The organism is Frigoribacterium sp. CG_9.8, assembly GCF_015751965.1.
GTDB lineage: Bacteria > Actinomycetota > Actinomycetes > Actinomycetales > Microbacteriaceae > Lacisediminihabitans.
Genome location: NZ_JADOVH010000001.1, coordinates 578,932 through 600,202 on the forward strand (window position 1 = coordinate 578,932; position 21,271 = coordinate 600,202).

20 protein-coding genes are annotated in these 21,271 nt (G+C 64.1%); 14 read left to right on the top strand and 6 right to left on the bottom strand.

Annotation, left to right across the window (positions count from 1 at the left end):
* Nucleotides 1-5: 5 nt before the first annotated feature.
* Complete coding sequence (locus IWX88_RS02920) at nt 6-383, bottom strand: PIN domain-containing protein (protein ID WP_196826968.1); 378 nt, start codon at nt 381-383, stop codon at nt 6-8.
* Nucleotides 380-730, bottom strand: a complete 351-nt coding sequence (locus tag IWX88_RS02925; RefSeq protein ID WP_196826970.1) for a type II toxin-antitoxin system Phd/YefM family antitoxin — start codon at nt 728-730, stop codon at nt 380-382. Before IWX88_RS02925 ends, IWX88_RS02920 begins: the two co-directional genes overlap by 4 nt.
* A 230-nt stretch (nt 731-960) precedes the next feature.
* Between IWX88_RS02925 and IWX88_RS02930 the strand changes: the two genes are divergently transcribed.
* Nucleotides 961-1,107, top strand: coding sequence for a hypothetical protein (locus IWX88_RS02930; RefSeq protein ID WP_196826972.1), 147 nt, complete (start codon nt 961-963; stop codon nt 1,105-1,107).
* A 50-nt stretch (nt 1,108-1,157) separates the two neighbouring features.
* On the opposite strand, the gene IWX88_RS02935 is transcribed toward IWX88_RS02930, so the two are convergent.
* Together IWX88_RS02935 and IWX88_RS02940 are read right to left on the bottom strand one after the other, a co-directional pair.
* Entirely contained in the window at nt 1,158-2,774 is a 1,617-nt protein-coding gene (locus IWX88_RS02935) for a cation acetate symporter (protein WP_196826974.1), read from the bottom strand.
* Nucleotides 2,771-3,187 carry a DUF485 domain-containing protein gene (locus IWX88_RS02940; RefSeq protein WP_196826976.1) on the bottom strand — a complete coding sequence of 139 codons (417 nt, stop codon included), beginning with the start codon at nt 3,185-3,187 and terminating at the stop codon, nt 2,771-2,773. Before IWX88_RS02940 ends, IWX88_RS02935 begins: the two co-directional genes overlap by 4 nt.
* 240 nt (nt 3,188-3,427) lie before the next feature.
* Between IWX88_RS02940 and IWX88_RS02945 the strand changes: the two genes are divergently transcribed.
* Genes IWX88_RS02945 through cofC form a run of 3 tightly spaced genes read left to right on the top strand, consistent with a single transcriptional unit; the run spans nt 3,428 to nt 5,854 of the window.
* Nucleotides 3,428-4,393, top strand: coding sequence for a TIGR03557 family F420-dependent LLM class oxidoreductase (locus IWX88_RS02945; RefSeq protein WP_196827831.1), 966 nt, complete (start codon nt 3,428-3,430; stop codon nt 4,391-4,393).
* On the top strand, nt 4,345-5,145 hold the full coding sequence (locus tag IWX88_RS02950; protein WP_196826978.1) for a coenzyme F420-0:L-glutamate ligase: 801 nt from the start codon (nt 4,345-4,347) through the stop codon (nt 5,143-5,145). Before IWX88_RS02945 ends, IWX88_RS02950 begins: the two co-directional genes overlap by 49 nt.
* Nucleotides 5,138-5,854 (top strand): 2-phospho-L-lactate guanylyltransferase, encoded by a 717-nt coding sequence (gene cofC / locus IWX88_RS02955; RefSeq protein WP_196826981.1) that lies wholly within the window; start codon nt 5,138-5,140, stop codon nt 5,852-5,854. The genes IWX88_RS02950 and cofC overlap by 8 nt, the downstream gene beginning before the upstream one ends.
* A gap of 264 nt (nt 5,855-6,118) precedes the next feature.
* Here cofC and cofD read toward each other — a convergent pair whose 3' ends face one another.
* Nucleotides 6,119-7,096: a 2-phospho-L-lactate transferase gene (cofD, locus tag IWX88_RS02960; RefSeq protein WP_196826983.1), complete on the bottom strand. Its 978-nt coding sequence runs from the start codon at nt 7,094-7,096 to the stop codon at nt 6,119-6,121.
* Between the two features lie 152 nt (nt 7,097-7,248).
* Here cofD and IWX88_RS02965 point away from each other — a divergent pair, with 152 nt between their 5' ends.
* From IWX88_RS02965 to IWX88_RS02980, 4 genes are all read left to right on the top strand, one after another.
* Nucleotides 7,249-8,274: an AAA family ATPase gene (locus IWX88_RS02965; RefSeq protein WP_370568143.1), complete on the top strand. Its 1,026-nt coding sequence runs from the start codon at nt 7,249-7,251 to the stop codon at nt 8,272-8,274.
* Nucleotides 8,275-8,451: 177 nt separating this feature from the next.
* Nucleotides 8,452-9,804 carry a DUF58 domain-containing protein gene (locus IWX88_RS02970; protein WP_196826986.1) on the top strand — a complete coding sequence of 451 codons (1,353 nt, stop codon included), beginning with the start codon at nt 8,452-8,454 and terminating at the stop codon, nt 9,802-9,804.
* Nucleotides 9,801-12,134 carry a DUF3488 and transglutaminase-like domain-containing protein gene (locus tag IWX88_RS02975; RefSeq protein WP_196826988.1) on the top strand — a complete coding sequence of 778 codons (2,334 nt, stop codon included), beginning with the start codon at nt 9,801-9,803 and terminating at the stop codon, nt 12,132-12,134. The genes IWX88_RS02970 and IWX88_RS02975 overlap by 4 nt, the downstream gene beginning before the upstream one ends.
* Nucleotides 12,135-12,263: 129 nt before the next feature.
* Nucleotides 12,264-13,763: an APC family permease gene (locus tag IWX88_RS02980; protein ID WP_196826990.1), complete on the top strand. Its 1,500-nt coding sequence runs from the start codon at nt 12,264-12,266 to the stop codon at nt 13,761-13,763.
* A 158-nt stretch (nt 13,764-13,921) separates the two neighbouring features.
* Here the strand turns inward: IWX88_RS02980 and IWX88_RS02985 are convergent, their stop codons facing one another.
* Nucleotides 13,922-15,247 carry an aminotransferase class I/II-fold pyridoxal phosphate-dependent enzyme gene (locus IWX88_RS02985; protein WP_196826992.1) on the bottom strand — a complete coding sequence of 442 codons (1,326 nt, stop codon included), beginning with the start codon at nt 15,245-15,247 and terminating at the stop codon, nt 13,922-13,924.
* A 143-nt stretch (nt 15,248-15,390) separates the two neighbouring features.
* Here IWX88_RS02985 and IWX88_RS02990 point away from each other — a divergent pair, with 143 nt between their 5' ends.
* From IWX88_RS02990 to IWX88_RS03015, 6 genes are read left to right on the top strand one after another with little or no spacing between them, the layout of a single operon-like run.
* Nucleotides 15,391-16,239, top strand: coding sequence for a nitrilase-related carbon-nitrogen hydrolase (locus tag IWX88_RS02990; RefSeq protein WP_196826994.1), 849 nt, complete (start codon nt 15,391-15,393; stop codon nt 16,237-16,239).
* Nucleotides 16,240-16,249: 10 nt separating this feature from the next.
* Nucleotides 16,250-17,689, top strand: a complete 1,440-nt coding sequence (hydA, locus tag IWX88_RS02995) for a dihydropyrimidinase (protein WP_196826996.1) — start codon at nt 16,250-16,252, stop codon at nt 17,687-17,689.
* Nucleotides 17,690-17,730: 41 nt separating this feature from the next.
* Nucleotides 17,731-18,747 (top strand): TIGR03842 family LLM class F420-dependent oxidoreductase, encoded by a 1,017-nt coding sequence (locus IWX88_RS03000; RefSeq protein WP_196826998.1) that lies wholly within the window; start codon nt 17,731-17,733, stop codon nt 18,745-18,747.
* On the top strand, nt 18,744-19,613 hold the full coding sequence (locus tag IWX88_RS03005) for an ABC transporter permease (RefSeq protein ID WP_196827001.1): 870 nt from the start codon (nt 18,744-18,746) through the stop codon (nt 19,611-19,613). Before IWX88_RS03000 ends, IWX88_RS03005 begins: the two co-directional genes overlap by 4 nt.
* On the top strand, nt 19,610-20,494 hold the full coding sequence (locus tag IWX88_RS03010; protein ID WP_196827003.1) for an ABC transporter ATP-binding protein: 885 nt from the start codon (nt 19,610-19,612) through the stop codon (nt 20,492-20,494). Before IWX88_RS03005 ends, IWX88_RS03010 begins: the two co-directional genes overlap by 4 nt.
* Nucleotides 20,491-21,261: an ABC transporter permease gene (locus tag IWX88_RS03015; protein ID WP_196827005.1), complete on the top strand. Its 771-nt coding sequence runs from the start codon at nt 20,491-20,493 to the stop codon at nt 21,259-21,261. Before IWX88_RS03010 ends, IWX88_RS03015 begins: the two co-directional genes overlap by 4 nt.
* The last annotated feature ends 10 nt before the right edge of the window (nt 21,262-21,271 follow it).

Consider the following 21,271-nt stretch of genomic DNA (forward strand, 5'->3'; position numbering starts at 1 on the left):
TGGCGCTATACCGAGAGGACAGTAACCATCTTGCTGACCAGCTCGAAATCCTTCGGGTTGCGCGTCATAATCGCGGCGCCAAGGGAATAGGCGTGCCCGGCGAGCATGATGTCTTTGCTGCGGGCGTGATTGGGGCGCGTCTGGCTCACGATTGTAGCCAGTGTCCCGTAGCCCACCGCCGCTTTCTCATCGAAGGGCGTCCACTCGAACAGTGACTCCAGCAGCGTCAGCCTGGCTTGCTGCGCAGTGTGCATGGACGAGCCGACCGTAAGTTGAAGACCGAACTGTAGCTCGGAGAGAGAGATCGTGCTGCAAGCGAAGATCTCATCTTCTGCCCAGACGTCCGGAAATTCTATGAGCACACTCGTGTCGAGCAGGATCACGCTTCAGCTCGATCGGCCGCTCGGTTTGCAGTTTCGGCCCAGGGATCGAGAATTGGATCGTCACTTAGTTCGCGCCCGGCGCGGAGGTCGTCTGCCCAGCCAGTGCTGTCGCCGCTCGCGAGAGGGACCAGGGCCGCCAACGCAGCGGAACCGACCCATCGGCTGCGTGTGTTGGTCTCGCGCTGGATGACAACCCCGACAGGTTTCCCATTGCTGAGAACCTCGAAACGCACCCCGCTTGCCGCCTTCGCGATGATTTCGCTCGGGCTCTGCTTCAACTCTCTGATGCCCACCGTTTGTCGCACCTGCTGCGGGTCAGGCTGTGGACTCGGCTGCGCTGTAGTCATGGAGTCAACATACCACGGGTGTAGCACGCGTACTACAGCATCTGCCCATCGATATTACTTGGCGCTAAAGCTGCAACCGCGGCACTCGTCACGCCACTTGGGCGTGGACCCCTGGTTACTTCGGCCAGTTATTGGACCCATCTTTGGGAGCCCCTGACAGGGTGTTTTTATTCACGAAGAGCAGGGCGCCACCCACTGGCAAGAACCGGAGCGCGGGTATCCAGTGGAAAATGACTAGCACCGCAAAGCTCGCGAAGAGTACAACGAAAGCGACGATTCGTACAGTTCTGTCCAGCAATGAAGTTCTGTCCATCGGTGGCCTCCTTCTCGCGGAATTCGTGAGAAAAGCCGACATCGACCCCTTTGCCCAGCGATAGAGCGGGGTCCCATTGACCGGCGGAGGTCGGGTGGACGTATTCGAAGGAGCCTAGCGGTCAGTGGCCTCCTCGGCGCCGAATCCGGTGAGGGAACGAACCTCCATCTCCGCGGCGATCGCCGGGTTTTCCAGTGTGTGGCTTGTGATCGTTCCGAGCCAGCCGAGGAGGAAGCCGAGCGGGATGGAGACGATGCCGGGGTTGCTGAGCGGGAACCAGTGAAGGTCCACACCCTGGATCATCGACGTCGGCAATCCCGACACTACCGGGGAGGAGGCAATCAGTAGGATCGCCGATCCGAGCCCGCCATACATGCTCCAGAGCGCTCCGCGCGTGGTGAATCGCTTCCAGTAGAGCGAGTAGAGAATCGTGGGCAGATTCGCTGAGGCCGCTACCGCAAAGGCGAGTGCCACGAGAAAGGCGACGTTCTGCCCCTGCACGCCGATTCCGCCGACGATCGCAAAAACGCCGATGACGACCACGGTAATACGAGCGACCCTGACTTCGGTCCCCGGCGCAGCCCTGCCCTTCTTGATCACACTGGCGTAGACATCATGGGCGAAGGATGTCGCAGCGGTGATGGTGAGACCGGCGACGACCGCGAGGATCGTCGCGAAGGCCACAGCGGAAATGAGCCCGAGGAGGATCGGCCCGCCGAGTTCGAAGGCGAGGAGCGGCGCCGCAGAATTGACACCCCCGGGGGCGGTGAGGATCCTGTCCCGACCAATGAGTGCTGCCGCTCCATATCCCAGCACGAGGGTGAAGAGGTAGAACACGCCGATCAGCCAGATCGCCCAGACCACCGAGCGGCGAGCCTCGCGGGCTGTCGGCACCGTATAGAACCGCATCAGTACATGGGGGAGCCCCGCGGTTCCGAAGACGAGTGCGAGAGCGAGGGAGATGAAGTCCAGTCTGCTGATACCGGTGAAGCCATACTGCAGCCCGGGCGTCAATATGGCCTCGCCACCTCGATCCGCGGCGGCCCCGAGGAGTGTGGAGAGGTTGAAACCGTTTATCGCCAGCACCCAGATCGTCATGATGAAGGCGCCGGCGATGAGGAGACCGGCCTTGATGATCTGCACCCAGGTGGTGCCCTTCATGCCCCCGATCAGCACGTAGATGATCATGAGTACTCCGACGACAGAAATGACAAGTGACTGGCCAACCCGGTCGTTGATGCCGAGGAGCAGGGAGACGAGACCGCCCGCTCCGGCCATCTGGGCGAGCAGGTAGAAAAAGCAGACCGCGAGAGTCGTCGTGGCCGCAGCGAGGCGCACCGGCCGCTGCTTGAGTCGGAACGACAGCACGTCGGCCATCGTGAACTTTCCGGTGTTGCGCATGAGTTCGGCCACGAAGAGCAGTGCGACGAGCCAGGCGACAAGGAACCCGATCGAATAGAGGAATCCGTCGTAACCATTGATCGCAATTGCTCCGCAGATGCCGAGGAAGGATGCCGCGGAGAGGTAGTCGCCGGCAATTGCGGTGCCGTTCTGAGGCCCGGTGAACGATCGCCCGGCTGCGTAGTAATCGGCTGCAGTTTTGTTGTTTCGACTCGCCCTGAGCACCACGATGAGCGTGACTGCCACGAAGCCGCCGAAGATGCTGATATTGAGAACGGGGTTGCCTACGGTTGTGGACTCGGCCGCGGCAAGAATCGCCAGCGTGCTCATGACTGTGCTCCGCTGCCACTGCCACTGCCACTGCCACTGCCACTGCCACTCGCCGGATCCGCATCGGTGTGGCCACCCGATGCCAGATTATGGCGAAACTCATCCGCAAGGGGATCGACCCTGCGGTTCGCGTGGGAGACGTACCAGGTGGTGATGGCGAAGGTCGTGACGAACTGTGCCAGCCCGAGGAACAAGCCGAGGTTGATGTTTCCGATTACCGGAGTCGACATGAACTCATGGGCGTAATCAGCGAGCAGCACATAGGCGAAATACCAGAGCAGGAAGGCGATTCCGAGAGGAAACACGAAGCTCCGGTGAGTGGCCCTCAGACGCTGGAACGGTTCTGACGCCTGGGCTTTTTCGAAGTTGGTCGCCGGTTCGCTGTGCGTTGTGGCTGCATTGTCGTTGGCCATGGATTCCCTTGCTTCCGTCGCGCCCGTAAACGCCCGGCACTGCGGTGTGCCGTACTTCAACCTATGGTGGCCCTCGAACGAGTGTCAAGAGCACCGCAGGCATGCGGAGCTCTCGTGGCCCCGCGGGAGTTGAGACAATGGACTGTGCCGTCTCCCCATCCATCCGCTGGTACCGCTGCCCTCGGTACCGCTGCCCGGGCCGCCGCCCACCACGGCGCTGTGGCCATCGGGTATGCCGCGATGCTGGAGCGATTCCCGCCAACCGAGGCGCTCGCGCTCGCAGCCTATGCCGAACAGCACGGCTTTTCGGGAGTGATGGCGGCCGATCGTTTTCAACCGTGGGTGCCGCACCAGGGTGAAGCGAGTTTCGTCTGGAATGTGCTCGGAGCGCTCGGGCAGACGACGAGTGGCGACCTCGGTACCGGGATGACTGTGCCAACATTCCGCTGGCATCCGGCAATGGTGGCACAGGCCAGCGCGACGCTCGCGGCGATGTATCCGGGCCGGCACTGGCTCGGGGTCGGGTCGGGCGAGGCGATCGACGAGCATGTGACCGGTGCGTATTGGCCCGAAACCGCCGAGCGGATCAACCGCATGTTCGAGGCGATCGAGATCATCAAGAAGCTGTTTACGGCGTCACTTGCCGGCCGAGACACCAAACACAACGGGGCGCATTTCACGCTGGAATCTACCCGGTTGTGGACGATGCCTGAGGTGGCGCCCGAGATCCTGGTGGCAACCTCTGGGCCGGTAACGGCCAAACGCGCTGGCCGCACCGTGGACGGAATCATCATCGATGGGGCGCCGATGGACAAGATCGCCGGCCTGTTCGCCCGCTTCGACGAGGGGGCGCGGGAATCCGGCCGGACGGGCGGCATCAAGGTATTGCGGCTTCACCTCAGTTGGGCCCCGACCGCTGAAGTTGCGATGGCAAACGCCATGACCGAATGGCCGAATGGCGGCATGCGATTCCCGCGCTCCGACATCCGCTCGCCCTTCGAATTCGAGCAACTCGCTCGGCTGGTGCGGCCAGAGGACTTCGAGGGACGGATGCTCGTATCGGAGGATCCGGACGCACATCGCGCCTTGATCCAGTCTTACCTCGATCTCGGCTTCGACCGCATCTACCTGCATAACGTCGGACGCAACCAGCGCGAATGGATCGACCTATTCGCGCGCGACGTTCTTCCGAAACTGGTGCGCTAGTGCTGAGTGTGTGGGCGATCGAGGGCATTCCTGAGATCGTGGCGGGGGATGACCTCGCGAGAATTATCGGCGATCTTGTTGGCTCACTCGAAGAGGGGGACATCCTTGCCGTCACCTCCAAGATCGTGTCGAAAGCGGAGGGCCGGTTTGTTTTGGCTGCAGATCGAGAGCAGGCCATCACCGACGAGACCGTGCGAGTGGTCGCAACGAAGGTGCATCACGGCGGAGTCACGCGCATCGTGGAGAATCACCTCGGCATAGTGGCGGCCGCAGCCGGTGTCGACGCGTCGAACACACCGGAGGGCACGGTGCTGCTGCTACCACGGGACCCGGATGCCTCGGCGCTTCGCCTGCGCACGGCCCTCGAGTACCGCTTCGGTGTGCGGCTCGGGGTGATCATCACCGACACCCTCGGCCGGGCCTGGCGGGAAGGTCAGACCGACGCGGCGATCGGGGCGAGCGGTGTGCGCGTGCTCGACGACCTGCGCGGCTCTCTCGATACGCAGGGACGCCGTCTCGATGTCACGATTCCGGCCACCGGCGATGAGATCGCCTCCGCCGCAGATCTGGTGAAGCGCAAGAGCGGCGGGCTGCCAGTGGCGGTGGTGCGGGGACTCGCGCACCTTCTCGATGAGGATGCTGAGGGCGCCCGGTCCCTGGTGCGCCCAGCCGCGAACGACATGTTCCGGCTCGGAACGGACGAAGCCTGGAACCAGGGTTTCGCAGCGGGACAGCGCGACGCACGTGAGTGATCCGTCGGGATCCGCCGACGAGCGATCCTCAACCGGCTCAGGCATCCGCACGTCCGGGCCGCGCGCCGAGGAGGTGCCACCGACAACAAACTGGGTCATTGTCGTGCCGGTGAAGGGGACGAGCCGGGCGAAGTCCCGATTCGGCCCCGGCGATAATTCCGCCCTCGCCCTTGCGATGGCAGCAGATACTGTGGCGGCGGCAATGGAGGCGCGGGGAGTGGCCAGGGTGCTCGTCGTCACGACTGCGGAAGCATCCGCCGTCTTCGTCGACCTCGGTGCTTCCGTGGTGGTGCAGGAGACCGCTGGCCTCGCTGCCGCCATCTCGCTCGGGGTGGCAACCGCCGTCGAACTGAGTGAATCGGGCGGCGGGATCGCTGTGCTCCTCGGCGATCTGCCTGCCCTCACGTCGACCGAGTTCGGTGCCGCGCTCACCGCGGCCCGGTCGCATCCGCTCGCGATGGTTGCGGATGCGTGCGGCCAGGGAACCGCGCTCATCACGGCGGTACACGGCGCGATCCACGCTCCGGCGTTCGGTGTCGGATCGAGTGACGTCCACCGGTCAGCGGGATATATTCCGCTCGACGTATCTTCCAATTCCGGGCTGCGTAATGACGTCGATTTGCCGGAAGACCTCGCCGTGCTTGCGGGTCGGCTCGGCATCCGGACCGTGCGAGCGCTCGCCAGCGGACAGCATGCACATCTCGATTAGATCCTTCTTCGTTAATCGTAATTTCATGCTGCTCTGGTGCGCGCAGCACTGTTTCTGCCACTGATCGGAATAGTCATTTTGGCTGCTGAGACTGCTGCCGTGTTTCCGCCAGACAGGCGCGTTGACGCGTCGAGTACAGCGATGTTCGGCGGGCTGGTCGGCTCGCTCCTCGGGACGAAGGTGTTGAGGCGCGTGGGAAGCGTGCCTCCAAATAACGACCCACAGCGGGGGACCGATCGGCACACCCCTTTTGGGAGGCACCGCTCAGCGACGGGCGAGCGAGAGGGCATCGGCTGCCAGGCGTGCGCTTGTCTCAAGGTCGCGCATCCAGAGCGGCGCCGCGAATGAGGTGATCCCGGCCGGGGCAAGCGCTGCCACAGCGTCGGCATCCGACTCGTCCACGAGCCAGGCGTCGAGGAGCCCGCCCGACCTGCGGCCGCCGTAGTGCAGAGCGACAGCTTCAGCCGAGGTCTGCACGCCGATCGCGCTGAGGCAGGCATCCGCCATTCCGCGCACGACGGCACCCGAGATTATCGGCGATACCCCGACGATGGGAGCGGATGCGCCGACCAGCGTCGCCCGCACGCCCGGGATTCCGAGGATCGTTCCGATCGACACGACCGGGTTCGACGGAGCGAAGAGAATCGCGTCAGCGCCACTGATCGCCTCGAGAACGCCGGGTGCAGGGCGTGCGGTGTGCACGTTCCGCTGCTCGAAACGACGCGCGGTGACCGAAGCTCGGCGCCGGGTCCACCACTCCTGGAAGTGCATCGTGCCGTCGTCGGTCACGACCTGGGTCTCTACCTCATCGTCCGTGACCGGAAGCAGAGTGACACCGAGGTTCCACCGGGCGGTAATACGGGCCGTTGCCTCGCTGAGAGCAAGGCCGGAGCGCAGAAAATGGCTGCGGGCGATATGTGTGCCCAGATCCAGATCCCCGAGGGTGAACCACGGCCACCCGACACCGTAGGCGTTGAGCTCAGCGCTGACCCGTTCGGTCTCGCCGATGCGCCCCCAGCCGCGCACCTCATCGTTTGCCCCGGCGAGTGTGTACATGATCGAGTCGAGGTCGGGTGTGATTCGCAGGCTGCTGAGCCACATGTCGTCACCCGTGTTCACCACCGCCGTAATCTCGGCGGTGGTACCCCCGTCCCCGTCGGGAAGCGTTTCGCGCAGGTGGTGACGCAGGCCGCGGAGAAATCGGGCGCCGCCGACGCCTCCAGAAAGAACGGTGATTTTCACGGTGTCCACGCTAGCTCGAGCCACGCCTCTGAGATACCTGTGTGTGGTGTCGATGCTGGCTGGGTATTCCCTAGACAAATGAACGACAGTGAGCCCCGGTCTGGGATATTGGACGAAGACTTGGCGAACAATGGGCGGGACCAGCGCGACACATGACGAGCAACGACCTGAGCAAAGACAGCACTGAGAGTGCGATGCGATTCGACGAATTCTCCCGCAACTCCGACCAGATCATCCGCAGGATCGAGACGGTGATCGATGGCAAGAGGGAGGCAGTGCAGACGGCGCTCACCGTTCTTCTCGCCGAAGGACACCTGCTCATCGAAGACGTTCCCGGGGTCGGCAAGACGATGCTCGCGAGGGCGCTGGCGAAGTCGGTGGACTGCACCGTCAATCGCATCCAGTTCACTCCGGACCTGCTCCCCTCCGACATCACCGGGGTGTCGATCTATAACCAGGTCGAGCGCGAGTTCGAATTCAAGCCGGGTCCGATCTTCGCCAACATCGTGATCGGTGATGAGATAAACCGCGCGAGCCCGAAGACCCAGAGCGCGCTGCTGGAGAGTATGGAGGAGGGCCAGGTGACGGTCGACGGATCCACAAGCATCCTCGCCTCGCCTTTCACCGTGATTGCAACGCAGAACCCGATCGAGATGGAGGGAACCTACCCACTTCCCGAGGCACAGCGCGACCGGTTCATGGCGCGTATCTCGATGGGATATCCGGATGAGGCGGCCGAGATCGCAATGCTGCGCACTCGCGAATCCGCCAGCCCCCTCACTGATCTGCAGCCGGTGGTCTCGACAGTGCAGCTGATTGCCATGATCGCCACCGTCCGCACCGTCTTCGTCTCCTCGGCAGTGGAAGAGTATGCGGTGAGTATCTCGCAGGCCACCCGGCGCGATCGCGACCTGCGACTGGGTGCGAGCCCCCGTGCCACACTGCAACTAGTGCGAGCGGCAAAAGCCCGAGCGGCCCTTGACGGGCGGGAGTTCGTGCTCCCTGACGACATCGACGCTCTCGCCGTTGCGGTGTTGGGGCATCGCGTGATCCCGACCAGTCGTGCGTCGGGCAACGGTAACCTCCTCGCCTCGAGAGCGGCCGCCGAAATCATTGCGCGCATCGTGGCGGCCACCCCGGTGCCCCTTGGTGCCGTGAACCCGGCCCGATCAGTCTGATGCGCCCGCGCGACGCCTGCCAGCCTGATGCCTGAGCGCGCGAGTACCGAACACGGGGGTGCCGAACAGAGGGGTACTGGGCGCGGAAGCGCTGGGCCGGGGAGTTCCGGAGCAGGTACAGGCCGGCGAGGCACTGGTGCGCTTCGCTCGGTGCGGTCGCCGGCTGCCATGACGGCTATGGCGCGCGCGCTCACGAAAATGGTCACCGGCTCCGCTGGTCGGGTGCCCGCTCGGCGTGCCGTGCGCCTCACCCGACGCGGCTGGGTGCTCCTCGTATCCGGAGGCCTCGCCATCCCCTCCTCCTACTGGCTGGGTCGCGGTGAACTGCTCTATCTCGGCTGCTTTCTTGTGCTGCTTCCCCTGCTGGCGCTTGCCTTCGTGCGATTTCGGCGCATACGGCTGTCGGTGCAACGCTCCTTCTCACCGGCCGTGGTGAGTGCAGGACATCCGACAGTGGCGGATATCAGGGTGAGCAATCTCTCCTCCTCCGGCACAGCGGGTGCCAATTGGCGCGACCCCTGGCCGTGGCCGCCGTACGCAACCGAGCCCGCTGCCCTGCCGGCGCTCATGCCGCGAGGACCACGCTTTGCCCGGCGTGGGTCGAGTGTGCTTTTTCGCTACGAGGTCACCCCGCCACACCGGGGAATATTTGCGATCGGGCCGATGCTCGTGGACTTTACCGACCCCTTCGGTCTCGCTGACGGAGCTCTCGTTGCCGGAACCAGCGCCACCCTCACAGTGACGCCCGCACTCGTGCCACTGGCTGACGGCGGTGTCTCGATGTCGACTGACGAGGGCCAGACGCGCGTGCTCAAGAGACGGACGCTCGGCGGCGAAGATGACCTGATGACCCGTGAATACCGCAGCGGTGACGCGCTGCGCCGAGTTCACTGGCGCGCCTCGGCGCATGCCGACAAGCTAATGGTGCGGCAGGAGGAACAGCACAGCCACGCCGAGGCGCGCATTCTGCTCGACACCAGGCTCGCCAACTACCGGGACATCACCCCTAATCTCGACGGCGAAGGACCGCAGAGTGAGGCCTTCGAATGGGCGGTGGCGTTCACTGCGTCGCTCGGGGTGCACCTTGCCCGCAGCGGATTCCTGGTGCAGGTGATCGAAACAGCTCCGGCTCAACTCGCCTCGCTTGAGCATCCGGACGAATTCCTCGAGAGCCTTGCTTCCGTGACACTGAGCGAGGCACCGCTCGAGGAGCTCTCGCTGCTTCGCGGAGTGCAACGGCCGGATCAATCGCAGGGGTTGGTCTTCGCCATCGTCTCTGACGCCGACGCGGCAACCGTTGAGCGACTCGGCGCGCAACGCCAGTCCTTTGACCTCGCCGTGGCTTTCCTGGTCGCACCACGACAGCTTTCCCTCGCGCGCGCACTCACTGATGCCGGGTGGTCGTGTGTCACCGTGCAGGTCGACGATCCGATCGATAGAGCCTGGCTCGCCCTTGGGACAGTCCAGGATGAGTCCGCGCCCGCCGGTCGGGACACTGCGGCGGAATTCGAGCCGGAGGGGCGCCGGTGAGCGGCCCTGATCTTGCGACCCGTCCTGCGCCTGCCGCTGCACGGCGACCCGCGGTGCCACCGAGCACGCGAGCCGCCCGGTCGGCCGAACTGCGCATGAGTGGCGCTCTTCTCCTCGCTCTTCTGGTGACGCTCGCGGGACTCCACGTGCTCCTCGATGGAGTGCTGTGGTGGCTCCAACTCGCCATGCTCAGCGTCGTGCTCCTCGGCACTGCGGCGAGTGTGCGGCGTTTCGTGCCGGTCACGCTCGCTGCCGCACGGGCAAGTGGCTATCGTCGGCTGCTTCCACCCCTCGCCGCGGCGGTCGTGCTTGTGCTGGTTGTCACCGTGGTTTTCGTTCCCGCCACGGCGTTTCTCGGCATCATCCCCACCGCTGATTCGTGGATGGGTTTCCAGCAGCTCGTCGAGGCCGGTAACCTCTCCATCTCCCGGCAGTCTCTCCCGGCGTCGGCAAACGTGCCCATCATGTTCCTGCTGTGCCTCGGATTCGGGGCCCTCGTCATCCTCGCCGACCTGCTGACCACCACCCTGCGAACGCCCGCGCTTGCCGGTGCACCCCTGCTCGTACTGCTGGCTGTTCCGAGTGCCGTGAGCGTCGACATCACCGATCCCATTGTTTTCGCACTTGCCGCACTCGCCTATCTGGTGTTGCTGCGATCCGGTGCCGCGCGGCGGCAGACCGGTCTCACCATTGCTCTTGCGTCGACTGTGGTTGTTGGTGCGCTCGTGGTGCCGCTGCTCCTGCCCGCAGTGGGTCCGGCGCAGATCACGAACGGCACCGGCGTCAGCTCTGGCGTGAACCCGGTTCTATCGCTAGGGCAGAATCTTCGGCAGGGTGTGGAGCGCACGGTGCTCGGCTACACGACCGCGTCGGGTACCGCGCAGTACCTGCGGCTGGTGAGTCTGGAAAACTTCAGCGGGGCGAACTGGGGCCCGAATACGTTTCGCCAGAGTTCGGCGAACACGGTGGATGCGATCGGTGCCCCGCCCGGATTGGCGCCTGACGTGGCCACCACGCAAGACCAGGTCACAGTCTCCGTCGACGATCTGACCAGCCCGTGGCTTCCGTTGCCGTACCCCACGGCAAGCGTCGGCGGACTCGATGGAGACTGGTATTGGGACTCCGACGGGCTCACGGTGAAGAGTCCCAACCGTGATGCTCGCAACGAGACCTATCGAGCGACCAGTCTTGTCATCGCTCCGACACCCGCTCAACTCGCGAGCGCTGGCACAACGGTACCGGCCGGCTTTGACCGCTTCCTGTCGCTGCCGGCGAACCTGCCGAAAATCATCTCCGACACCGCGAACCGTGTGGCGGGCGGCGCTGCGAACAATTACGAGAAAGCCCTATTGCTGCAGGGATACTTTCGCAACGGCGAATTTCAGTACTCCGAGACTGCACCAGTCGACAAAGGGTACGACGGCACGGGCATGACGGTGATTGCGTCATTCTTGAAGGCGAGGGAGGGATACTGCATCCACTTCGCCTCGGCGATGGCCGTGATGGCACGCAGCCTCGGTATCCCGTCCCGCATCGCTGTCGGTTTTCTTCCCGGCACCCAACTCCCGGAAATGCGCAACGGTCGAACGGCGTTCACCGTCACCTCACGCGACCTGCATGCCTGGCCCGAGCTCTACTTCGAGGGCATTGGCTGGACCCGGTTCGAGCCGACGGTCAGCCGTGGTGAGGTGCCCGCGTACGCGGACGTGGCATCCCCGGATGTGCCGACGCCAGTGAATACCGCCACCCCGGCGCCGGTGAACAGCGCTGGTGCCCAGCCCTCCACTTCCGCGGCGCCCCTCGCACCCGAGCCGACAAAGCAAGCGACGGCCAGCGGGGCTCGGGTCACACCGATCGACACCTGGAGCTGGCTCCTTCTTGCGCTTGGCACGGTGGCAGTTCTCCTGCTGGCACCTGCCGTGGCTCGAATGCTGCTGCGAAGACGACGGCTTATTTCACTGGCCGCGGGCAGTTCGTCGGCCCGCACGGCATGGCAGGAGGTTCTCGATACCGCCGCCGATCTCGGCATCGATATTGCCGACACTGCGACCCCCCGCGAGGTGGCTGACCTTCTTGCGCAGTCGATCGGGGCTGCCGATCGTGGCCCGCTCGATCGGGTGCGGTCCGCGGTGGAGCGCGAGAGCTATGGGCAGGATCCGGGGGCAGGCGGGGGAGTCGTGCTGACGAGCTCGCTCCCACTGGCCGTCGATGTGCGCCGCACCATCAGCGACCTGCTTGCGGCCGTCGATGGCAGAAGGCGCCTGCGCGCCATCCTGGTTCCGGCTTCTCTGTGGGCGCGGATTCGGCGCGCTGTGCGAGTTGCCGACTGAGCTTTACGCGACGCGGCTGAATCGTGAACCAGATGCAGGCCTAAATAGCGCTAGATTGTGCCTCAGCCTGTGAGAAGGTCACGATCAATGCCGATCGTGATGGTTCACGTACCAGTCCGGAAAGTAACAATGCCCGCTGATTCTTCCCCAACGTCTCCCCGAACCGACAGCGAGCATCTCGCCGTCCTCGGCTACGAAGACACGTTCAACCGCTCGATGACTCTCTGGGCCAACTTCGCCCTCGGTTTCACCTATCTCTCCCCGCTCGTCGGCGTCTATTCACTCTTCGCGTTGGCTGTTTCCACCGGGGGCCCGCCCTCGATCTTCTGGCTCCTGATCGTGGGGGGAGGGCAAATGCTCGTTGCCCTGGTTTTCGGTGAGGTCGTGTCGCAGTATCCGATCCACGGCGGAATCTACCCCTGGACCCGTCGCCTCTGGGGGCGTCGATATGCATGGATGTCGGCCTGGGTCTACATCTGGGCGATGATCGTCACGATCACGGCAGTTGCGCAATACGGAAGCGGTTTCCTCGCTAGCCTCGTCGGCTTGCCGGTTACCAAAACCGTGACGCTCGGGCTCACGGTGCTGTTCCTCGTCGTCGCGCTCGGACTCAATTTCACCGGCACCAAGACTCTTGGTCGGGTTGCCAAGATCGGCCTCGCCGCTGAGCTCATCGGCGTGATCGCGGTCGGGCTGTACCTGTTGATCTTCCAACGCCAGCAGGAATTCAGCGTGTTCTTCACGTCGATGGGCGTCGAGGGCAACGGCTCATACGGTGCTGCGTTCCTTGGGGCGGCCCTCGCCGGGCTGTTCCTGTTCTATGGCTTCGAGGCCTGTGGGGATGTCGCAGAAGAAACAGCAGACCCGGCCCGCAGCATCCCACGAGCGATGATTCTCACCATCGTGGTCGGTGGGGTGTCCTCGCTTCTCGCGTTTGGCGGTTATGTCATGGCCGCACCCAACCTGCAGGCCATCGTTGACGGAAAAGACGCCGATCCGATACCAGCGATCCTGCAAGCGTCGCTCGGGGATATTGGCGCGAAGATCTTTCTTCTTGTGGCGCTCACGGCCTTCCTGTCCTGCGTCCTGAGCCTCCAGGCAGCCGCGAGTCGGTTGCTGTTCTCCTTCGCGAGAGACGGCATGATCCCCGGCCACCGATGGCTCGCTCGGGTCTCACCACGCAGCAAGGTGCCAACCAATGCGCTGATTGTCGCCTGCAGCATCCCGGTCGTGATCTGCGTGATCATCTTTGTCGGCCCGGATGGCCTGCTCACGCAGATCACCTCGTTCGCTGTGCTCGGCATCTATGTGGCATTCCAATCCGTAGTGCTTGCGTCATTGCGGCAGCGGATCAAGGGGTGGCGACCGGCGGGACCATTCAGCCTCGGGAAGTTCGGGTTCGCAATCAATGTCGCGGCGCTTGTCTACGGGATTTTTGCGATGGTATTGATCGCGCTGCCGGGACGGTCCGGGGTATTCCTGAACGATTGGATTGTGCTCATCGGCCTCGCGATCGTCATAGGTATCGGTCTGTTGTACCTGTTCATCGCTCGTCCGGATCGCCAATCAAATGCTCCAGAGGGCGACGCAATCCGCGTCGCGGAGTTGCTGCGGTCGCACGGCAAGTAGCCGTCGAGTTGCAGCGCTCGCTCTGGGCGCTTCCGTTGTAGACCATGCTGCCGTTCGTCAGCCGTGCGGCTTAACGTTCGGCAGCATGGCTGACGAACGGCGGCATGGCTGACGAACGGCGGCAGCCACCTCGCAGCGGGCGGCCGGACAGCGCGATGTCAGGCGCGGGCAGCTGTCGCGAGCAGTTCGGCGATCGAGTCGAAGTCGCTGCGCACCAGTCCAGCGGTCACTCGCACGAAGTTTTGTCCGGCGCTCACGGTGAAGGGGGTACCAGCCGCCACCCGGATGCCTGCGGCGGCCAGCTGCACGACAGCGGCCCGTTCATCCGCCACCTCGAGCCACGTGTTGATGCCATCGGAGGGTGGCAGCGTCACCCCGTGGGAAGCAAGCGCCTCCGAGAGTCGCCTCTGCCGGGACCGATAGATGAGCCGGGCGTCATTCACCTCCGAGATCGAGGTTGAGTCGGTGAGCAGGTCATGAAGGATCGTCTGCAACATGCGCGAGGTCCAGCCAGGGCCGAGAATGCGCCGGGCCACGAGAGCTTCGATGATCTCGGTCGGGCCGCCGATGGCCGCGATGCGCAGGTCGGGACCGTGCGACTTCGAGAAGCTGCGAATATGCAGCACCTGCCGCGGCAGCCAGGTGCCGAGACTCACATCGCGGGAGACCGCGATCTCGCCGGAGTGATCGTCCTCGATCACAATGGCGTCGCTCGCGTGCCGACTGAGGCGGATGACGCGGGCAAGCTCTTCAGCGCGAGCCCTCGTCAGCGACCGGCCGGTGGGGTTGTGCGCCCGGGGCTGCAGCAGGATCGCGGAGGGCCGCAGAGTGAGCGCTTCCTGCAGAAGGTCGGGGCGCATTCCGTCTTCGTCGAGGCCGACGGGCACGCGAACGGCCCCAAAGTGCTCGAGCAGATCGAACATCGGTGGGAATCCGGGGTCTTCCACCACCACCCGGTCGCCAAACCGGATCACGGTCTCCAGGGCGCGGGACAGTCCATCCAGCGCACCGTCGACCACCGTGATCGCCTCCACCTCGTAGGGCCAGCTCGATCGCAACACCGTCTCGAGTTCCGAGATGACCGGTTGGTCCAGGTAGCTCGACGTGCCGGCACGCTCCGCTACCCGTGACAGTGCGGTGCCGAGCGCGGGCAGAAGCTGGGGGTCAGGGGTGCCGCTCGAGAGATCAAGTCGAGTCGCCTCGAGTTGCCCGGCAAGACCCTGGAAGCGTGGGGGAAGCCACTTGCGCGGGGCGGCCATCACGAAACTCCCGCTGCGTCCGCGCGAGACGATCAGCCCGACCCCGGAGAGTGCCTGCCAGGCATGGCTAACGGTGGCCGGGCTTACTCCGAGATCGATCGCGAGCTGACGCACGGTCGGAAGACGGTCGCCGGGGGCGAGGTCACCGGAGGTGATGAGGCGAGCGACAGCCGCCGCAATTCCGTGCGGCGTCGGCACGTCCACGGCACAAGCGATCTGCTTCACGCCGGACCCCCGTTGTCAATGATTGATCTTGATCTAAATCAGCCCTATGTTTACGCCAACGTCATAGACAGAAACATAAGTGAAATGTTTACGGCGCACAATAACACAACCTTGAGACACACGGCTCGGCGAAAGAGGCCCAATTGACTGTCATACGCGCAGCGATCACCCAAACCACATGGACCGGCGACAAGGAGTCGATGATCGCCAAGCACGAGCAATTCGCTCGTGATGCGGCGGCGGATGGCGCCCAGGTGATCTGCTTCCAGGAGCTCTTCTACGGGCCGTACTTCGGCATCACCGAAGACGCCAAGTACTACGCCTATGCCGAACCCGCGGACGGGCCGATCGTTATGCGTTTCGCCGCTCTTGCCAAGGAACTGAACCTCGTGATGGTGCTGCCCATCTACGAAGAAGACATGCCGGGCGTCTACTACAACACCGCTGTGGTGGTGGATGCCGATGGCACGATCCTCGGCAAGTACCGCAAGCACCACATCCCTCACCTCGATAAATTCTGGGAGAAGTTCTACTTCCGACCCGGCAATCTCGGCTACCCCGTCTTTCAGACGGCTGTCGGGCCGATCGGCGTCTACATCTGTTACGACCGCCACTTCCCGGAGGGATGGCGCGAGCTCGGCTTGAACGGCGCGCAGATCGTCTTCAACCCCAACGCAACCAAGCCGGGTCTGTCCAACCGGCTCTGGGAGATCGAGCAGCCCGCGGCTGCCGGGGCGAATGGCTACTTCGTCGCAGCTCCCAACCGGGTGGGACGCGAAGACAACGAATACGGGGATCTGGCGGTCACCTTCTATGGCAACAGTCAGTTCGTCGACCCACAGGGCAACATCATCGGCGGCTACGGCAGTGGTGAGCACGAGGAGATCGTGATCCGAGATCTCGATCTGGACATGATCCGAAAGGTGCGCGACAACTGGCAGTTCTACCGCGACCGTCGTCCGGAGTCGTACACGAGCATCCCGAAGCCGTAGGGGCGATCACGTGAAGACACTCATCACCAACGGACTCGTCGTCAATTCCACCGGCACTGCCCTCGCCGACGTGCTCATCGACGGCGAGACGATCGCGGCGGTGCTGGCACCCGGATCCCAGCTGCTCGGATTCGATGTCGCCGCCAATGTCGACGCGGTGATCGACGCACGCGGCAAGTATGTGATCCCCGGCGGCATCGATGCGCACACCCACATGGAGATGCCGTTCGGCGGCACAAGTGCGAGCGACACCTTCGAGACCGGAACACGGGCTGCGGCCTGGGGTGGCACGACATCCATCGTGGATTTCGTGGTGCAGTACGCCGGCGAGAACGTGATCGACCAGTACACCCTCTGGCAGGCCAAGGCGGCCGGGCAGTGCGCAATCGACTATGGATTCCACCAGATCCTCAGCGATGTGCAGGATTCATCGCTGGTCGCGATGGATGAACTGCTGAAGGAGGGCGTCTCGAGCTTCAAGCTCTTCATGGCCTACAAAGGTGTGTTCCTCTCCGATGACGGGCAGATCACCAAGGCCATGCAGAAGGCCGCGTCCAACGGCTCGATGATCATGATGCACGCCGAGAACGGCAGTGTCATCGACCTGCTCGTGCAGCAGGCCATCGCCGCAGGCAACACCTCGCCCTACTTCCACGGCACAACCCGGCCCTGGCAGGCCGAGGAGGAGGCAACGCACCGTGCGATCATGCTTGCCAATCTCACGGGCGCACCGCTCTACGTCGTGCATGTGAGCGCGAAACAGGCCGTTGCGCAGATTGCCACCGCCCGCGATGCCGGGCAGAACGTCTTCGGCGAGACCTGCCCGCAATACCTGTATCTCTCGCTTGAGGAGCAACTCGCCGCCTCGAGCACGGAGTGGGGAACTTTCGAGGGCGCCAAGTGGGTGTGTTCGACCCCCTTGCGATCGCGCGAGGAAGGCCACCAGCACCACATGTGGCAGAGCCTGCGCACCAACGATATTCAGATGGTGTCCACCGACCACTGCCCGTTCTGCATGAAGGGCCAGAAGGATATGGGCCTCAACGACTTCTCCAAGATTCCGAACGGTATCGGGTCGGTGGAACACCGCATGGACCTGCTCTTTCAGGGTGTAGTCGACAAACAGATCTCGCTCGAGCGCTGGGTCGAGGTGACCTCCACCACGCCAGCCCGCATGTTCGGCATGTACGGCAAGAAGGGCGTGATCCAGCCTGGGGCGGACGGAGATGTCGTGATCTACGATCCGAACGGCCACACCTCGATTGGGTTTGGCGAGGGCCGATCGCACCACATGAACATGGACTACAGCGCCTGGGAGGGCTTCGAGATCGACGGCCATGTGGATACGGTGATCTCCCGCGGCAAGGTGATCGTCGACGACGACCGGTACCTCGGCACGAAGGGCGACGGCCAGTACGTGCCGCGCGGCCTCTCCCAGTATCTGATCTGATGAGCGCACCCCATATTCAGTCGCACCACGAGAGGTAGCCGATGCAATTCGGAGCAGTTCTGCAAACCAACCCACCAGCCTCGCGCACGGTGTACCTCGCCAAGCTCGCCGAGCAGCACGGCTTCGACTACGCCTGGACCTTCGACTCACACCTGCTCTGGCAGGAGCCCTATGTGATCTACAGCCAGATCCTGAGTGAGACGAACCGAATCAAGGTCGGTCCGATGGTCACCAACCCGGCCACGCGCGACTGGACTGTCACGGCATCCATCTACGCGACGCTCAACGAGATGTACGGCAATCGCACCATCTGCGGCATCGGGCGTGGGGATTCTGCCGTTCGGGTGACGAACGGTGCTCCGACGACACTCAAGACGCTGCGCGAATCAATCCATGTGATCCGCGAGCTCGCAAACTCCCGCTCGGTGGAGTACAACGGGGCCCAGCTGCAGTTTCCGTGGAGCGTCGGCAGCGAACTCGAGGTCTGGGTTGCGGCATACGGTCCGCTCGCCCTCAAGCTCACCGGTGAGGTCGGCGATGGCTTCATCCTGCAGATGGCGGACCTGGATGTCGCGGAGTGGATGATCGCGACCGTGCGTTCCGCCGCCGAGAAAGTGGGCCGCGACCCCCTGTCGATCAAATTCTGCGTGGCCGCGCCAATGTACATCGGAGATGACTGGGAACACATGCGCAACCAGTGCCGCTGGTTTGGCGGCATGGTCGGTAACCATGTGGCCGATATCGTCGCCAAGTACGGGGCGGATAGCGCGGTTCCGAAAGCACTCACGGACTACATCGCCGGCCGCGAGGGCTACGACTACAACGATCACGGTCGCGCGGGCAACTCCCACACGGATTTTGTGCCCGACGAGATCGTCGACCGGTTCTGCCTGCTCGGCAGCGCCGAGGCGCACATCGAGAAGTTGAAGGCGCTCAAGGAGCTCGGTGTCGACCAGTTTGCCGGGTACCTGCAGCACGACAATAAAGAAGAGACCCTCCGGGTGTACGGCGAGACCGTGATCCCGACCATGCGTGACCACATCACGGCCAAAGCATGACTCGATTTCGCGGCATCCTGCTCGGCACTCTCGGTATCGTGCTGCTCGGCGTGCTGTGGGAGGGGTACAAGGCGATCGGCCCGTCGAATGGCGTGGTGCTGAACGGGCTCACCGTGCTGCCGCGGACGAACGACCTCGCCATGCCGCACCTGGCGACCATGTTCACTCGCCTGTTCGAGCCGGTCACCTCGGCCGCTGGGTCTCCCGCGCTCTGGAGCGCGGTAACACAGGCGGCCGGATTCAGCCTCAGCGTCGCCGCGGTGGGCTGGCTGATCGGCGTGGTGGTCGGGATGCTGCTCGCGGTTCTTATGCAGCGCTTCCGTACCGCCGAATCCGCACTGCTGCCCTGGGTGGTGCTGAGCCAGACCGTGCCTCTCATCGCACTCGCACCGCTCGTTGCGGGCATCGGTTCCCAGGTGCGCTTCGGAGAGGCCCGCTGGCAGGACTGGATGTCTGTGGCCCTGATCGCGTCATATCTTGCCTTTTTCCCGGTGTCGGTCGGTGCCCTTCGCGGACTGGAGTCCCCCGACCGAGAGCACGTGGAACTCATGCGCACCTATGCGGTCGGCTGGTGGAAGACACTGCTCACCCTGAGGCTGCCGGCGAGCATCCCGTATCTGCTTCCGGCCCTGCGGCTGGCCGCAGCCAACGCGGTGATCGGCACGGTGGTCGCCGAGGTGTCGATCGGGCTCCGCGGCGGTGTCGGTCGAATGATGATCGAGTACGCCTCCGCTGCCAGTGGTGATCCAGGCAAACCCTGGGCGCCGATCTTCGGTGCCGTGGTGATCGGCTTGCTCGCCGCCGCACTCGTCGCCGCCATCGGGCTGGCCTTGAGAAAGTACCGTCGGGGAGAGGTACCAGCATGAGTAACGCGGTCACCGTCAGTGCGGCATCCAAGATCTTCCCGCTCGCTCGCGGTAAACGGGTGGTCGCCCTCGAGGCGATCGACCTCACGGTGGCACCCGGGGAGTTCGTCTCCCTCATCGGTCCGAGCGGATGTGGCAAGTCGACACTGCTGCGTCTCATCGCCGATCTCGACCAGCCGACCGCCGGACGCATCGAGGTCTTCGGCAAGTCGGCGAAGCAAGCCCGTATCGACCAGGACTATGGCATCGCCTTCCAGCAGGCCGGGCTGCTGCCGTGGCGCACGGTCACGGGCAACATCGAGCTTCCGCTCGAGTTGCATGGGATTGGTAAGAGGGCCCGGCGCGCCAGGGCAGCTGAATTGCTCGCACTGGTCGGGCTCTCCGATTTCGCCGACCGTTATCCAGACCAGCTCTCCGGCGGAATGCAGCAGCGCGTTGCCATCGCTCGCTCACTTGCCGAGTCTCCGGAACTCCTCCTCATGGACGAGCCCTTCGGCGCGCTCGACGAGATGACGCGGGAACGGATGCAGAACGAGCTGGTGCGCCTCTGTGCTGAAACCGGAGCGGCGGTCGTATTCGTGACCCACTCGATTCCGGAGGCGGTGTTCCTCTCCGATCGCGTGGTGGTGATGTCCCCTCGCCCGGGACGCATCCTCGAAATCGTGCCGGTCGGGCTCGGAAGCGCGGGCAACCGTGATGACGGGCTGCGCGAGGCATCCGGATTCTTCGCGGCGGTGAAGGCAGTGCGCGAGGCGCTGCACGGTGTGCCTGCTGAGGAAGTTCGAGCCGACTCCGCCGCCGGGGTGCCAAGTGGCGCGCCTGGAGCGGAAGTGCTGTACGCCTCTGAAGCCCCCGCGCCTCGCGGGCTGGAGACACGATGAGGGCCGCGGGAGCAGGGCGGGTGCGGATGATCCTGGCCCCGGTCATCCTCGGCGTCGTCGTGCTCGTGCTGTGGCAACTCGCTGTCGTCGGCTTCGCGATCAAGCCATACGTGCTGCCGAGCCCCACAGCGATCGGTGACCAGTTCACGCGGGCGTTCGGCTCGATCTGGTCGGGAACGAGGGTCACCGGCTTCAACGCTCTCATCGGGCTGCTGCTCGGCGCCGTGTTCGGCATCCTGTTCGCCATCGTGTCTGCCCTCGTGCGGGTGTTCGACGAGGCCACGCTTCCGGTGGTCACCGCACTCGCGGTCGTGCCGATCGTGGCTCTCGCGCCGGTGCTGTACACGATGTTCGGAGCCGGGGCAGAGACCGGTCGCCAGCTGATTGCGGCCCTCGCGGTGTTCATCCCCGTCTATGTCAACACCCTGCGGGGGCTTCGCCAGGTGCGACCGGTGCATCGGGACCTGATGAGGGCGTATGCCGTGAGTTCCTGGCAGGCGACCCGCACCGTAACTCTGCCTGGCGCGCTACCGTTCCTCTTCACCGGGCTGCGGATCGCGTCATCCCTCGCGGTGATCTCTGCGCTCATCGCGGAGTATTTCGGTGGCCCGGTTGCCGGCCTCGGCAAGTCGATCACCTCCGCCGCCGCCTACAGCAACTACGCCCTCGCCTACGCCTTTGTGCTCGGCTCAATCGTGCTTGGACTCGTCTTTTACCTGCTCACCCTCGCCCTGGAGAAGATTGCGACGCGGCACTCTCCCGCCTGACGTCCGGCGG